11 protein-coding genes and 1 tRNA gene are annotated in these 13,671 nt (G+C 66.1%); 9 read left to right on the forward strand and 3 right to left on the reverse strand.

Annotated features, from left to right (window positions below; translation table 11 throughout):
- Nucleotides 1-68: 68 nt before the first annotated feature.
- On the reverse strand, nt 69-926 hold the full coding sequence (gene trxA, locus VPH47_RS05620) for a thioredoxin (RefSeq protein WP_153855790.1): 858 nt from the start codon (nt 924-926) through the stop codon (nt 69-71).
- Nucleotides 927-1,050: 124 nt separating this feature from the next.
- On the opposite strand from trxA, the gene VPH47_RS05625 reads away from it, so the two are divergent.
- From VPH47_RS05625 to VPH47_RS05665, 9 genes are all read left to right on the forward strand, one after another.
- Nucleotides 1,051-1,653 carry a DUF998 domain-containing protein gene (locus tag VPH47_RS05625; RefSeq protein ID WP_368850298.1) on the forward strand — a complete coding sequence of 201 codons (603 nt, stop codon included), beginning with the start codon at nt 1,051-1,053 and terminating at the stop codon, nt 1,651-1,653.
- Between the two features lie 105 nt (nt 1,654-1,758).
- Nucleotides 1,759-4,401: a leucine--tRNA ligase gene (gene leuS, locus VPH47_RS05630; protein ID WP_368850299.1), complete on the forward strand. Its 2,643-nt coding sequence runs from the start codon at nt 1,759-1,761 to the stop codon at nt 4,399-4,401.
- 136 nt (nt 4,402-4,537) lie between these two features.
- A complete protein-coding gene (lptE, locus tag VPH47_RS05635; protein WP_110713067.1) occupies nt 4,538-5,122 on the forward strand; it encodes an LPS assembly lipoprotein LptE in 585 nt (194 codons plus the stop codon).
- Between the two features lie 9 nt (nt 5,123-5,131).
- Nucleotides 5,132-6,169: a DNA polymerase III subunit delta gene (holA, locus tag VPH47_RS05640; RefSeq protein ID WP_368850300.1), complete on the forward strand. Its 1,038-nt coding sequence runs from the start codon at nt 5,132-5,134 to the stop codon at nt 6,167-6,169.
- A gap of 3 nt (nt 6,170-6,172) precedes the next feature.
- Nucleotides 6,173-6,838, forward strand: a complete 666-nt coding sequence (nadD, locus tag VPH47_RS05645; protein WP_110713064.1) for a nicotinate-nucleotide adenylyltransferase — start codon at nt 6,173-6,175, stop codon at nt 6,836-6,838.
- Nucleotides 6,839-6,896: 58 nt separating this feature from the next.
- Nucleotides 6,897-7,307: a ribosome silencing factor gene (rsfS, locus tag VPH47_RS05650; RefSeq protein WP_005418109.1), complete on the forward strand. Its 411-nt coding sequence runs from the start codon at nt 6,897-6,899 to the stop codon at nt 7,305-7,307.
- A 64-nt stretch (nt 7,308-7,371) separates the two neighbouring features.
- Nucleotides 7,372-7,842 (forward strand): 23S rRNA (pseudouridine(1915)-N(3))-methyltransferase RlmH, encoded by a 471-nt coding sequence (gene rlmH / locus VPH47_RS05655; RefSeq protein ID WP_005418108.1) that lies wholly within the window; start codon nt 7,372-7,374, stop codon nt 7,840-7,842.
- Between the two features lie 22 nt (nt 7,843-7,864).
- Nucleotides 7,865-7,941 (forward strand) — tRNA-Asn (locus VPH47_RS05660).
- Nucleotides 7,942-8,076: 135 nt separating this feature from the next.
- Entirely contained in the window at nt 8,077-9,042 is a 966-nt protein-coding gene (locus tag VPH47_RS05665) for an alpha/beta hydrolase (RefSeq protein ID WP_368850301.1), read from the forward strand.
- Between the two features lie 88 nt (nt 9,043-9,130).
- Here VPH47_RS05665 and VPH47_RS05670 read toward each other — a convergent pair whose 3' ends face one another.
- Together VPH47_RS05670 and VPH47_RS05675 are read right to left on the reverse strand one after the other, a co-directional pair.
- The gene (locus VPH47_RS05670) at nt 9,131-10,552 is read right to left on the reverse strand and encodes a basic amino acid/polyamine antiporter (protein ID WP_248858068.1); all 1,422 of its coding nucleotides are present in this window, start codon (nt 10,550-10,552) and stop codon (nt 9,131-9,133) included.
- Between the two features lie 138 nt (nt 10,553-10,690).
- Nucleotides 10,691-13,519, reverse strand: a complete 2,829-nt coding sequence (locus VPH47_RS05675; RefSeq protein ID WP_368850302.1) for a TonB-dependent receptor — start codon at nt 13,517-13,519, stop codon at nt 10,691-10,693.
- Nucleotides 13,520-13,671: the final 152 nt, after the last annotated feature.

A 13,671-nucleotide genomic window follows, 5' to 3' on the forward strand; every position in this document is an offset into this window, starting at 1 on the left:
TACGGCCGCCATCCAGCGCATTATTGCCCGCGTTCAGTGCAGGGATTCTGAACGAAGCATGTTCCCGTTCAAAACAGCAGGGAGGCCATCCGGCGGCGGTACTGGCCGACCAGGTCCTCGTCGGAGATCACATTGAAGGCGTCGATCAGGGCCTTGCGCGGCAGTCCTTCTTCGAAGGTGCGGTCGATCCGCAGCATTTCCAGGAACTGCGCCAGCGCGGCCTCGTCGTGGCCGCCCAGCAGCAACTGCACGCCACGCAGGTGGCGGGCCTTGAGGTCGTTGCCATCGGCGGCAATGCGCGCGTCCAGCACCTCGGCCGCGGGCGCGTCCTTCAGTGCAGCGGCGAAGGACAGGCGCGCGCGGGCGCGCACGGCGCGGTCGTCGGTGGCGAGGTTGGCGGGCAGGCCGTCGATCAGCGTGCCGGCCTCGTCCACACCGCCGATCTGCAGCAGGGCAAGGGCCAGATCGAGCTTCAGCTCATCCTTGTCCGGCTCGGCGGCGATCTGTGCGCGCAGCACGTCCACCTGTGCCTGCGGGTCCAGCGGTGCTTCGTCCTCGGCAGCGGTGTCACCGACGTCGGCCGGCACGATGCCGTGCTGGGCCAGGAACTCGCGCAACTGGCCTTCCGGAATGGCGCCGGGGAAGCCATCCACCAGCTGGCCGCCCTTGACCAGGAACACGGTCGGCACCGAGCGGATCTGGAAAGCCGCAGCGATCTGCTGCTCCTTGTCGACGTCGACCTTGGCCAGTTCGAAGGCGCCGTTGTATTCGGCCGCCAGCTTTTCCAGCATCGGGCCGAGGCTCTTGCACGGCCCGCACCAGGTGGCCCAGAAGTCGACCAGCACCGGCGTCTGCAGCGACTTCTGCAGGACTTCGGCCTCGAAGGTCGCAGTGGTGGCGTCGAATACGTAGGTCGTCTCGGTCATGGGAGAGGCATCTGTTTGGCATCTGGAGACCGATTCTATGGTGACGATCGATGCCGGTCTCAACCCGGGCTGCGGCAAATACCCGACAATGCGGCCTTCCTGTCGCTGTTGTTCCGGAGCCTGCATGTCTTCACTGTCCCCGCTGTTGCGCCTGTCCGGGCTGATCGCCGCGCTGCTGTTCGTGCTGGCGGTGCTGGGCTTCGGCACCGGCCTGGAAGGTTATGCACAGGCGCGGCACCCGGTGGCCCTGCTGGGCGCGCAGGGTGTGCCGCACGCGCTGGCCTTCAATCTGCTGGGTTTCGTACTGCCTGGCCTGTTGGCGGTGGTCGTGGCCGAGTGCCTGCGCCGGCAGCTGCCGGCCAGCGCTGGCTGGGCGCCGCGGGTGGGCAGCCAGATGCTGTTGCTGGGCGGGCTGGCCTTCGCCGCGATGGGCTTGATGCCGCTGGATGTGGACGATCTGCACGGGCCGGCCAGCCAGCTGCACGCCAGTGCCTGGATGGTCTGGGTGCTGGGCTTCGTCGCCGGCACCCTGTTGCTGGGCATCTCGCAGCTGTGCCAGACGCACGGTCGCGCCCTGGGCGGGGTGGCGCTCGCCTGTGGCGTGCTGGCGGCGCTGGCTGCCTTTGCGCTGCAGGGCGTGCTGCCGGCACCACTGGCACAACGGCTTGCATTCGCCTGCTGGGCGGTCTGGCTGGCACTGGCCCTGCCGCTGTCGCGACCGCGCTGAGACCGGCTCCGGGCGCTGGCGGCGCCGGCGGTCGGCGGGCAGGATTGGAGACGTTTGCCGCACTGCGGTACGCTGTACCGCTTTGCCGCCGCATCCGCGTGTTCCATGACCAGCGCTGAAACCAACGCCTACGACCCGCAGCAGGTTGAATCCGCCGCCCAGAAGTACTGGGACGCCACCCGTGCCTTCGAAGTCGACGAGACTTCGGACAAGCCGAAGTACTACTGCCTGTCGATGCTTCCGTACCCGTCCGGTGCGCTGCACATGGGCCACGTGCGCAATTACACCATCGGCGACGTGATCAGCCGCTACAAGCGCATGACCGGCCACAACGTGCTGCAGCCGATGGGCTGGGACGCGTTCGGTCTGCCGGCGGAAAACGCCGCGATCAAGAACAAGACCGCGCCAGCGGCCTGGACCTACAAGAACATCGACCACATGCGCAGCCAGCTGCAGTCGCTGGGCTATGCCATCGACTGGTCGCGCGAGTTCGCCACCTGCCGTCCGGACTATTACGTCCACGAGCAGCGCATGTTCACCCGCCTGATGCGCAAGGGCCTGGCCTACCGCCGCAACGCGGTGGTGAACTGGGACCCGGTGGACCAGACCGTGCTGGCCAACGAGCAGGTCATCGACGGCCGTGGCTGGCGCTCCGGCGCCCTGGTCGAGAAGCGCGAGATCCCGCAGTGGTTCCTGCGCATCACCGACTACGCCCAGGAACTGCTGGACGGCCTGGACGAACTGGACGGCTGGCCGGAATCGGTCAAGACCATGCAGCGCAACTGGATTGGCCGTTCCGAAGGTCTGGAAATCCAGTTCGACGTGCGCGACGTCGATGGCAGCGCGCTGGACCCGCTGCGCGTGTTCACCACCCGTCCGGATACCGTGATGGGCGTGACCTTCGTGTCGATCGCCGCCGAGCATCCGTTGGCGTTGCATGCGGCGAAGAACAACCCGGAGCTGGCGGCGATGCTGGCCGACCTGAAGCAGGGCGGCGTGTCCGAGGCTGAACTGGAAACCCAGGAAAAGCGCGGCATGGACACCGGCCTGCGCGCGCTGCATCCGGTCACCGGCGAACCGGTGCCGGTCTGGGTCGCCAACTTCGTGCTGATGGGCTACGGCACCGGCGCGGTGATGGCCGTCCCGGGCCATGACCAGCGCGACAACGAAGTGGCCAACAAGTACGGCCTGCCGATCAAGCAGGTGATCGCGCTGAAGGATGCGCGCACCGAAGAGGAGCGCAACTGGGACGGCAGCCGCTGGCAGGACTGGTACAGCGACAAGAGCCGCGCCTTCGAACTGGTGAATTCGGCCGAATTCGACGGCCTGGACTTCCAGGGCGCCTTCGAAGCCCTGGCCGAACGTTTCGAGCGCAAGGCCCAGGGCCAGCGCCGGGTCAACTACCGCCTGCGCGACTGGGGCGTGAGCCGCCAGCGCTACTGGGGCTGCCCGATTCCGGTGATCTACTGCGCCAAGTGCGGTGCGGTGCCGGTGCCGGAAGAGCAGCTGCCGGTGGTGCTGCCGGAGGACGTGGCGTTCTCGGGTACCGGTTCGCCGATCAAGACCGATCTGGAATGGCGCAAGACCACCTGCCCGGACTGCGGCGGCGCGGCCGAGCGCGAGACCGACACCTTCGACACCTTCATGGAGTCGAGCTGGTACTACGCCCGCTACACCTCGCCGGGTGCCCGTGATGCCGTCGACAAGCGCGGCAACTACTGGCTGCCGGTCGACCAGTACATCGGTGGCATCGAGCACGCGATCCTGCACCTGATGTATTTCCGCTTCTACCACAAGCTGCTGCGCGACGCGCGGATGGTGGACAGCAACGAGCCGGCGCGCAACCTGCTGTGCCAGGGCATGGTGATCGCCGAGACCTACTACCGCCCGAACCCGGACGGCTCGAAGGACTGGATCAACCCGGCCGATGTGGAAGTGCAGCGCGACGAGCGTGGCCGCATCACTGGCGCCACCCTGATTGCCGACGGCCAGCCGGTGGTGGTCGGTGGCACCGAGAAGATGTCCAAGTCGAAGAACAACGGCGTGGACCCGCAGGCGATGGTCGGCAAGTACGGCGCCGACACCGTGCGCCTGTTCTCGATGTTCGCCGCACCGCCGGAACAGTCGCTGGAGTGGAACGAAGCCGGCGTGGATGGCATGGCCCGCTTCCTGCGCCGCCTGTGGGCGCAGGTGCAGAAGCATGCTGCCGACGGTGCTGCGCCGGCACTGGATGTGGCCGCACTGGATGCCAACCAGAAGGCGCTGCGCCGCAAGACCCACGAGACCATCGGCAAGGTCGGCGACGACTATGGCCGCCGGCACAGCTTCAACACCGCCATTGCTGCGGTGATGGAATTGATGAACGCGCTGGCCAAGTTCGAGGACGGCAGCGAGCAGGGCCGCGCGGTGCGCCAGGAAGCGCTGCAGGCCATCGTGCTGCTGCTGAACCCGATCACTCCGCATGCCAGCCATGCCCTGTGGCAGGTGCTGGGCCATGGCGAGACGCTGCTGGAAGACCAGCCGTTCCCGCAGGCTGATGCCGGCGCGCTGGTGCGCGATGCGCTGACCCTGGCCGTGCAGGTCAATGGCAAGCTGCGTGGCACCATCGAGGTGGCGGCCGATGCCGCGCGCGAGCAGGTCGAGGCGCTGGCACTGGCCGAGCCGAACGCGGCCAAGTTCATGGAAGGCCTGACGGTGCGCAAGATCATCATCGTCCCGGGCAAGATCGTGAACATCGTCGCCGCCTGATGTACCCCGCACCGGCCACCCGTGCGGTGGCCGGTGCCTTTCCGGTGCAGGGCAGCGCACTTGATGGCCCTGCATTCACGCGGCTTCGGGCACGCTGTGTGTTGCCGTGATCGCCCGGCTCCGCCAGACTGTCTCCATGACCCGAATCCTGCTTGCCCTCGTTCTTGTCCTCGGCCTCGCCGGCTGCGGTTTCCATCTGCGCAACAAGCTGATGCTGCCGACCGATACGGCGCCGGTGAAGGTGGTCTCCACCGCCCCGTACAGTGAACTGGTCAAGCTGCTCAACCGCAGCCTGCTGGCGTCCGGTGCCAAGCTGGCCGATGAGGACAGCAAGGAACCCAGTACCCAGCTGCAGGTGCTGTCCGAGCGCTGGGGCGACCTGCCGATCGCCATCGACTCGCAGGGCCGCGCGCAGGAGTACAGCCTGCGCTATGCCGTGATCTTCATCTTCCGTCGCGAGGATGGCAGCGAGCTGGTGCCGCAGCAGGTGATCGAGCTTTCGCGCGACTATGTGTCGCCGCCGACCGACGCCACCGGTACCACCACCGAACGCGAGATCCTGGCCGATGAACTGCGCCGCGAAATGTCGGCGTCGATCATCCGCCGCATCGACAGCGTGGTCCGTGCCGAGATCGAGAAGGGTGGCAGCCTGTCGGCACCGAAGGCCAAGCCGGTGGAAGGTGCGGTGCCGGCCGAGCCGGTCCCCGCAACCAAGCACTGAGCCGCTGCGATGGAACTGCGTCCGGAGCAGCTGGCCAGCCAGAGCGCAGATACCGCGCTGGTGCCGGTCTACCTGATTGCCGGCCCGGAAACCCTGCGCGTGCTGGAGGCGGCTGACGCCATCCGTGCGCGGGCGCGTGCCGCCGGCATCGGCGAGCGCGAGGTGTTCGACGCCGATGGCCGCGATTTCGACTGGAACCAGCTCGACGCCAGCTTCAACGCGCCCAGCCTGTTCAGTGCCCGCCGCCTGGTCGAGGTGCGCCTGCCCAGCGGCAAGCCGGGCAAGGACGGCGCCGAGGTGATCAGCCAGTTCTGCGCCAATCCGGCGCCGGACGTGGTGCTGATGATCACCTCCAACGAATGGAGCAAGGCGCACCAGGGCAAGTGGGCCGAAGCGGTCAACCGCATCGGCGTGCTGTCGGTGGCGTGGGCGATCAAGCCGCACGAACTGCCGGACTGGATCGAGCGCCGACTGCGCGGCAAGGGCCTGCGCGCGGACCCGGCCGCCGTGCAGCGCCTGGCCGAGCGGGTGGAAGGCAACCTGCTGGCCGCCGCCCAGGAAATCGACAAGCTGGCGTTGCTGGCCGATGGCCAACCGCTGGACGTGGAACGGATGGAATCGCTGGTGGCAGATGCCGCCCGCTATGACGTATTCCGGCTGGTGGAGGCCACCTTCTCCGGCCAGCCGCCGGCGGTGCTGCGCATGCTGGCCGGCCTGCGCGGCGAAGGCGAGGCGGTAGCCGCGCTGATGCCGATGGTGATCCGAGAGTTGCTGGCCGGGGCCGGCCTGGCCCGGGTGCAGGCCCGTGGCGGCAACCTGGCCGCCGAGATGAAATCACGCGGCATCTGGGAATCGCGACAGGCGCCGTACAAGCGCGCGCTGCAGCGGCACCCGGAAAGCAAGCGTTGGGAGCGTTTCGTGGCGGAAGCGGGACTGGTCGACCGTATCGCCAAGGGGCGGGCCGACGGCGATGCCTGGCTGGCGCTGGAGCGCCTGCTGGTGGCCGTGGCCGAACCGCGTGCCGTGCGCCTGCTGGCACGGGCCTGAGCGATGAGCCTGCGGATCTATTACGGGGGCACCTTCGATCCGGTGCACCTCGGGCACCTGGCGATCGCGCGTGCCGCCCGTGACGAACTGCAGGTTGCCGTGCGGATGCTGCCGGCGGCCGATCCTCCACACCGTGCGGTGCCTGGTGCCACCGCCGAGCAGCGTTGCAGCATGCTGTCGCTGGCCATCGGCGATGAACCCGGACTGCTGCTGGACCGCCGCGAGCTGGATCGCGCGGCACGCTTCCCCGGTCGGCCGTCCTACACCGTGGACACCCTGCGCGAGCTGCGTGGCGAGCTGGGCCCGAGCCGGCCACTGGCCTGGCTGGTCGGCGCCGACAGCCTGCTGGGCCTGACCCGCTGGCACGAATGGGAGGCCCTGTTCGGGTTGGCCCACTTCGTCGTGGCTGAACGGCCTGGCAGCCCGCTGCGGGTCGCGGTCGATGGCGAGCTGGGCCGTGCGCTGGAAGGGCGCTGGGCCGACAACGAGCAGGCCCTGTTCGCCAGCCCGGCCGGCCGCATCCTGCGCCTGCACCACCCGCTGCGCGAGGAGTCGGCCAGCGCCGTGCGCTCGCAGATCGCCGCTGGCGGGCCCTGGCGCGCACTGCTGCCACCGGCCGTGGCGGACTATGTGGCTGCACACGGGCTGTACCGCCCGGCCAGGCCGTGAATGGCGCAGCGGCGCCATCCCCGTATAATCGCCCCCACGTTTATCGAGTCGATTCACTTTGAGCAACCAGACCCAGCCCCAGACCATCAAGGTCGATCTGCCCAGCCCGCCGCCGTCCGTGCCGGAACTGCTGGCCAGCGTCCGCCAAGCCACCGAAGACCTGAAGGCCAAGGACCTGGTCGAGATCGACGTGCGCGGCCGGTCCAGCGTTGCCGACTACATGATCGTCGTTTCGGGCACTTCGACCCGCCACGTCAAGTCGATTGCCGATGAAGTCGTGCGCTTCGCCAAGAACATCGACGTGATGCCGCTGGGTGTGGAAGGCGAGCGCGAAGCCGAGTGGGTGCTGGTCGATCTGGGCGACGTGATCGTCCATGTGATGCTGCCGCGCGTGCGTGAGTTCTACGCCCTCGAGCGCCTGTGGACCGTCGGCGACCAGCCGCCGTCCAGCGACGACGAAGTGGCCTGAGCCACGCGTTGATGCATCCCTTCGACGGCGCCGATGGCGCCGTCGACGTTTTGGAGGACCGTTGATGAAAGCCCGCCTGATCGCCACCGGTGAACGCGCCCCCAGCTGGGTGGCGCAGGGCTTCGCCGAATACCAGAAGCGGTTGTCGCACTGGCTGCCGTTCGAACTGGTGGAAATCGAGCCCGGCCTGCGCGGCAAGGGGCGTGATCCGCGCCGCGCCACTGAAGATGAAGGCAAGCGGGTGATCGCTGCGCTGCCGAAGAATGCCTATGTGGTGGCGCTGGACGTGCCCGGACGCCAGCTCAGTTCGGAACAACTGGCGCAGCGCCTGGAACACTGGCGCGGGCAGGGCAGGGACCTGGCATTCCTCATCGGCGGTCCAGAAGGGCATTCGCCGGAAGTATCCGCGCTGGCCGACGAGAAGTGGTCGATCGGACCGCTGACGCTGCCGCACATGCTGGTGCGCCTGGTGGTAGCCGAGCAGCTGTATCGGGCTGCCGCAATGATTGCCAATCACCCCTACCATCGCGCGTGAAGAGTGGTTATACTAGTCGTCTGCCCGAATAGCTCAGCCGGTTAGAGCACTTGACTGTTAATCAGGGGGTCGTTGGTTCGAGTCCAACTTCGGGCGCCACCTTGAAAAACCTGCATCGCGAGATGCAGGTTTTTTTTTGCCGTGTTGTAGAGCCGAGCCCACGCTCGGCTGCATCCTCGAAGCCGAGCGTGGGCTCGGCTCTACAATCTGCTGCTCCAACCATGGATGCCGATCATGCATGCGCTCCTGTCCTCGAGCTTCCTGCTGCTTGCGATGGTGCCGTTCGCTACAGCGAAGGCCGCGCCTTCCACCTGGCATCCGCCACAGGGCACCACCGAGCTTCCATTGTGGCCGCAGGGCACGGTGAGCGCGCCGCCGAAGTTGAAGGGGCCCGAGCAGGTCAGCGAAGTGACCTCCGAAGCCAGTGGCGAACACTGGATGATGCTGCAGAACGTCGCTGCGCCGACCCTCACCGTGTTTCCGCCGAAGGGGCCGGCCACCGGCACTGCGGTGATGGTGGTGCCTGGCGGAGGCTATCGGGTGCTGGCGATGGACCTGGAAGGCAGCGAGATCTGCGACTGGCTGGCCGCGCAGGGCATCACCTGTGCATTGCTGAAGTACCGGGTGCCAGCCTCCGGCCCGAACTGGGACCCCGTGTGCAACTGCCGCGACATTCCAAAGGTGCCGATGGCCCTGCAGGATGCACAGCGTGCAATGGGCCTGCTGCGCGCACAGGCCGAGCGCTGGTCAATCAATCCGAAGCGGATCGGGGTGATCGGCTTTTCCGCCGGTGGTCACGTGGTGGCGGGACTGAGCACGCACGCACTGCGCAGCTACGCGCCGGTCGATGCTGCAGATGAGCAGCCGAGCCGCCCCGATTTCGCGATGGTGATGTATTCCGGGCACCTGTGGGCGGGGCACGGAAAGGGGTTGTCGCTGGTCAAGGACATCACCGTGGATGACAAAGTGCCGCCGACGTTCATCGCGCAGGCCACCGACGATCGCACCGATGACGTGCGCGAATCGCTGGCCTATTACCGTGCCTTGGTCGACGCGGGCGTGCCGGTGGAAATGCATCTGTTCGCACGCGGCGGCCACGCATTCGGGCTGCGCATGAAGGATGCACCGGTCGCGGCGTGGCCGCAGCTGGCCGAGCGCTGGATGCGGGACATCGGCATGCTGCCGGAACGCCAGCTGTAGAGCCGAGCCATGCTCGGCTTGCCTTGCCTTGCCTTGTAGAGCCGAGCCATGCTCGGCTGCCTGTGCGAAGCCGAGCGTGGGCTCGGCTCTACAGTGCCAGCTCACCTCTGGAGAACGCGACCAGCGTGGCGATCGCTACGATCAGGATCGCACCGAACAGCACCCACTCCCAGCGCGTGAACACACGCTCGCCGCGCTGGCGCCGGGTCAATGCAAACAACGCCACGCCGGGCACGTACAGCAGTACCGACAGCAGCAGGTTGTCGAGGCCGCCGGCATACACCAGCCACAGCGCATAGGCGCTGGCCAGCAGTGCGACCCCAAAATCGCGCCAGCGCACGACGGGTTCACCGGCATAGGCCTGCCCACGCCAGGCCAGCTGTACGCCGAATGCCGTGGACAGGAAGTAGGGGACCAGGCTCATCGACGCGGCCAGCAGCACCAGCCCGGTGTAGCTGCCGGAATTGACCAGTACCAGCAGCAGGAACAGCTGGATCAACCCATTGCTCAACCAGAGCGCATTGGCCGGCACGCCGCGCGCATTCTCGCGGCCGAGGAAGGCCGGCATGGTGCCGTCGCCGGCCGCGGCGTACAGCACTTCGGCGCACAGCAGCACCCAGGCCAGCAGCGCACCGAGCACGGAAATGATTGAACCGACGATGATCACCGTGGCGCCCCATTCGCCGACGATCGCGCGCAGTACATAGGCCATCGACGGATTGGGCAGCCCGGCCAGTTCGGCCTGTGACAGCACCCCCATCGACAGCAGGCTGACCAGCACCAGCAGCAGCCACACGCCGAGGAAACCGATCACCGTGGCGCGGCCAACGTCGGCACGGCGCGCGGCACGTCGCGAATAGATGCTGGCGCCTTCGATGCCGATGAACACCCACACGGTCACCAGCATCATGCCGCGCAACTGCTGGCCGAGGTCGCCGAGCGCGGGTGTGCCGAGGAAATCGGCGCGGAACACCTCCATGCGGAAGGCGCCGGCGGCCAGGACCAGGAACAGCGCGATCGGCAGCAGCTTGGCCACCGTCACCAGGCCGTTGACGATGGCTGCGGTGCGCAGGCCGCGCAGTACCAGCAGGTGCACGGTCCACAGCAGCAGTGACGAAGCGGCAACGGCGGCCGGGGTATTGCCTTCGCCGAAGACCGGCATGAAGTGGCCGAGGCCACTGAAGATCAGCACGAAGAAGCTGGCGTTGCCAAGTACGGAAGCAACCCAGTAGCCCCATGCCGCGGAGAAGCCGATGTAGTTGCCGAAGCCTTCGCGGGCGTACGCATAGATACCGGTATCCAGGTCCGGCCGGCGGTTGGCCAGGGCCTGGAACACGAAGGCCAGCATCAGCATGCCGGCGCCACTTACCGCCCAGCCGATCAGCGCCGCAGCCGGGCCGGCGCTGCGCGCCACGTTCTGTGGCAATGAAAAGATGCCGGCACCAACCATCGAGCCGACCACCAGTGCGGTCAACGCGGGCAGGCCCAGGCGTTGCGAAGTCGCGGCCATGCAGATCCCCTGCGGCGATGATGCCGCGTGCATACGGTAGCCACGTGCTCGTGAACATGCCTGCAAGAGCCGCAATGACGAAGGCCCGGGCAGGTGCCCGGGCCTTCGAAAGTACTGCGTTGAACAGTATTGCCGGTCTTACTTGAAGGTGTACTTGGCACCGACGGTGAAGAAGCGGCCGACTGCACCGGCAAAGTGCATCGGATTGTAGTTCACGGCGCCATAGGTCACTGGATCCAGCGGTGCAATGCGATCAAATACGTTCTGCACCGATGCATTGAGCTCGAACTGCTCGGTTACGTTCCAGCGGCCGGACAGGTCGAAGCTCGTGAACGACGCGATCTTCTTCACTGGCGTGCCGTCGGCATAGAACGCCTGGTAGTCGCCACCGCGCTTGTCGATGTTTTCCAGCTTGCTGATGTAGTTGGCAACACCGCTGACACTCCAGGGGCCCTGCTTCCAGGTGGCACCGAGGTTTGCCCTGTCCTTGGGCGTGCCGATGCAGTTGGAAACGTCGCAGTTGCCGTGTGTACCGAGATAGTCGGAAGTGGATCCACCATTGGTGCGTTCGAACTTCAGCAGGTGGCTCCACTGCAGGTCCATCTCGAGCTGGCCGGGGCCGATATCGAAGGTCTGCCGGATATCGGTATCGATGCCACGAACACGCGAAGAGGCAGCGTTCACATAACGATTGTTGACCGCCAGAATCGTACCGGATCCTGCTACGCCATTGATGAGGTCGGAATCGCGCACCACGTTGCCGGCAAGGATCTCGTCGGACGGTTCACTGGAAGCGATCTCGTTGGTGCGCTTGATCTCCCAGGCGTCCACGGTCAACGACGTAGTGCGCGTTGGCTGCAGGACCACACCGAACGAATAGCTCTTCGACTCCTCAGGCTTGAGCGCTGGGTTGGAGTTGGTGATGATCGCCACCTGACGCGACTGGCAGTTGGAGGTGGTTCCCTGGAGGGCGCACCGGATCGGATCCTTGATGCTGGAGAATCCCGCCAGACCACCGACGCCGCTTTCGGCCACATTGGGAGCACGGAAACCTTCGGCATAGCTTGCGCGCAGGGCGATCCAGTCGGCCGGGGTCCACTTGACACCCAGTTTCGGAGTGGCCTTGCCATCGCCGCCATCATATTTGTCATAGCGCAGGGCGCCGGAAAGCTCCAGCGATTCCAGCACCGGCGCCGACAGTTCGACGTAGCCGGCGTACACGTTCTGGATGCCGTCGTAGGCCGAATAGCCCAGGCCGATGATGTCGCCCTGGTCGGTATAGGTCTGCGGTGTCAGGCTGTTGCTGGTGCGGCGCCATTCGGTGCCGATTGCCAGGCCCAGGGGGCCGCCCTTGAGGTCCATCAGGCTGCGCGAGACAGTAGCGTTGAAGGAGTCCAGGCTGGTCTTGGCGCGTGCACTGATGCGCGGCGAAATGAAATCGTACAGTGCCTGCGAATTCTTTCCGGCATCATCGCCGATGCGCCACACACCACCGGCACAGTTCGGGTCGGCCAATGCACAGCGCACTGCACTGTAGCGCAGGAAGCCGGTGCGCTCACTGACCAGATCGGTACCCGAGTGCAGGTAGCCGGCGTCATAGCTCCAGTCTCCCCAGTTGCCCTTGGCCCCTACCAGGAAGCGGTTGAACTCGTTGGTGTTCTCGGTCACGCGCGGACCCACGTCCCACGCGCTGTAACGCAGGCGCGAGGCCTGGCCGGGAATCGGATTGTCCGGGTGGGTTGGGCCGAGCACTGTTGCACCCGGTCCACTATTGGCATTGACGGTATGGCCAGGATAGCCCCAACCACCAGAGACACCGGACGGCGTATTGGTGAAGGTGGTTTCCTTCTTCGAGTAGCCGATCTCGGTGTAGATCTCACCACCCTCGCCGAAGGCGAAGGTCGCACGACCGAACACGTTGACGTACTTTTCTTCCGGCGTCAGGTCACGGTACTTCTGGTTCGGATCCCACAGGCAGCCCTGCTGCGCGACCGATGCATCCGTCTGGCCCGGAATATTGCTGAGCCCGGCGCAGCCCGGCAGCGGAACCAACTGACCGGGGTTGGCGGCAGTCGCGTTGCGATCATCGAATACCGAGCCATTGGGGCCTACGCCGCCGCCGGTACGGTTGTTGATGTATGCACCGCCGCCGGCACCAAAATACGAACCGTCGAAGTCGTAGCCCCAGCGACGCAGGTCGCCGGTCCCGATCCACTTCCGGTTCTTGCGGTCGCTGACCTTGATTGCGTCGGACTTGCCGACGTCGACGCTGATGAAGGCATTCCAGCCATCTTTGGCCAGATCACCGGTACCAGCGGTCAAGGTTGCCTTCTTTTCGTCACCATCACCGTCGCCGGACGTGCCGTAGGAGGCACGCAGAGTCGCCCCCTGGAAATCACTGCGCAGGATGATGTTGATCACACCGGCAATGGCGTCGGAACCATAGATCGCCGAGGCGCCGTCCTTGAGGACTTCGACGCGCTCGACGGCGTCCATCGGAATGGTGCTCAGGTCGGTGAAGACCTTCTGGCCGTCATCGGCCAGGCCATAGGTGGCCATGCGGCGGCCGTTCAACAGGATCAGCGTCGACCCCGCGCCAAGGCCGCGCAGCGACACGCCCGAGCCGCCGCCGGCGAAGCCGGTACCGAAGGACTTGGGAATCGAACCTGCGCCATTGGCGGTCAGTGTCTGCAGGTACTCCGACAGCGACGTCTTGCCCGTGCGGTCGATTTCCTGGCGGGTCACCACCTGCACCGGCGACGGCGTTTCGGTGTTGGTGCGCGGAATGTTTGAGCCCGTGACCGTGATGCGGTCGAGGTTGGTGGCCTTCTCCTGCTCCTGCGCGAAGGCGGAGTTGGAAGCTACCGCACCAACCAGCAGCAGCGTGCTGCCGGCAAGGATATGGGTGATGGATGATGCCAGGGTGCAGCGGCGGCGGCTGGCGGGCCGTTGGATCAGGTGTTTCACAGCTTCTCTCCTAACTGGAAAACCATAGCGTTGAGGGCTGTCTCCGGAAGGTTCCGGGACGGGCCAATCTAGGTTTCCGATGGGTGACGAAGCAGTGAAATTTTGCTTAATTCGTAACGCCTGACTGCTGGCTTTGCCGAGTCTGTCTTTTC

It is taken from the genome of Stenotrophomonas sp. WED208 (assembly GCF_040984485.1).
Taxonomy (GTDB): domain Bacteria; phylum Pseudomonadota; class Gammaproteobacteria; order Xanthomonadales; family Xanthomonadaceae; genus Stenotrophomonas; species Stenotrophomonas riyadhensis.

Coding starts and splice junctions, on each gene's coding strand:
- trxA (WP_153855790.1), bottom strand. CDS start 926: ATGACCGAGACGACCTACGTATTCGACGCCACCACTGCGACCTTCGAG.
- VPH47_RS05625 (WP_368850298.1), top strand. CDS start 1,051: ATGTCTTCACTGTCCCCGCTGTTGCGCCTGTCCGGGCTGATCGCCGCG.
- leuS (WP_368850299.1), top strand. CDS start 1,759: ATGACCAGCGCTGAAACCAACGCCTACGACCCGCAGCAGGTTGAATCC.
- lptE (WP_110713067.1), top strand. CDS start 4,538: ATGACCCGAATCCTGCTTGCCCTCGTTCTTGTCCTCGGCCTCGCCGGC.
- holA (WP_368850300.1), top strand. CDS start 5,132: ATGGAACTGCGTCCGGAGCAGCTGGCCAGCCAGAGCGCAGATACCGCG.
- nadD (WP_110713064.1), top strand. CDS start 6,173: ATGAGCCTGCGGATCTATTACGGGGGCACCTTCGATCCGGTGCACCTC.
- rlmH (WP_005418108.1), top strand. CDS start 7,372: ATGAAAGCCCGCCTGATCGCCACCGGTGAACGCGCCCCCAGCTGGGTG.
- VPH47_RS05665 (WP_368850301.1), top strand. CDS start 8,077: ATGCATGCGCTCCTGTCCTCGAGCTTCCTGCTGCTTGCGATGGTGCCG.
- VPH47_RS05670 (WP_248858068.1), bottom strand. CDS start 10,552: ATGGCCGCGACTTCGCAACGCCTGGGCCTGCCCGCGTTGACCGCACTG.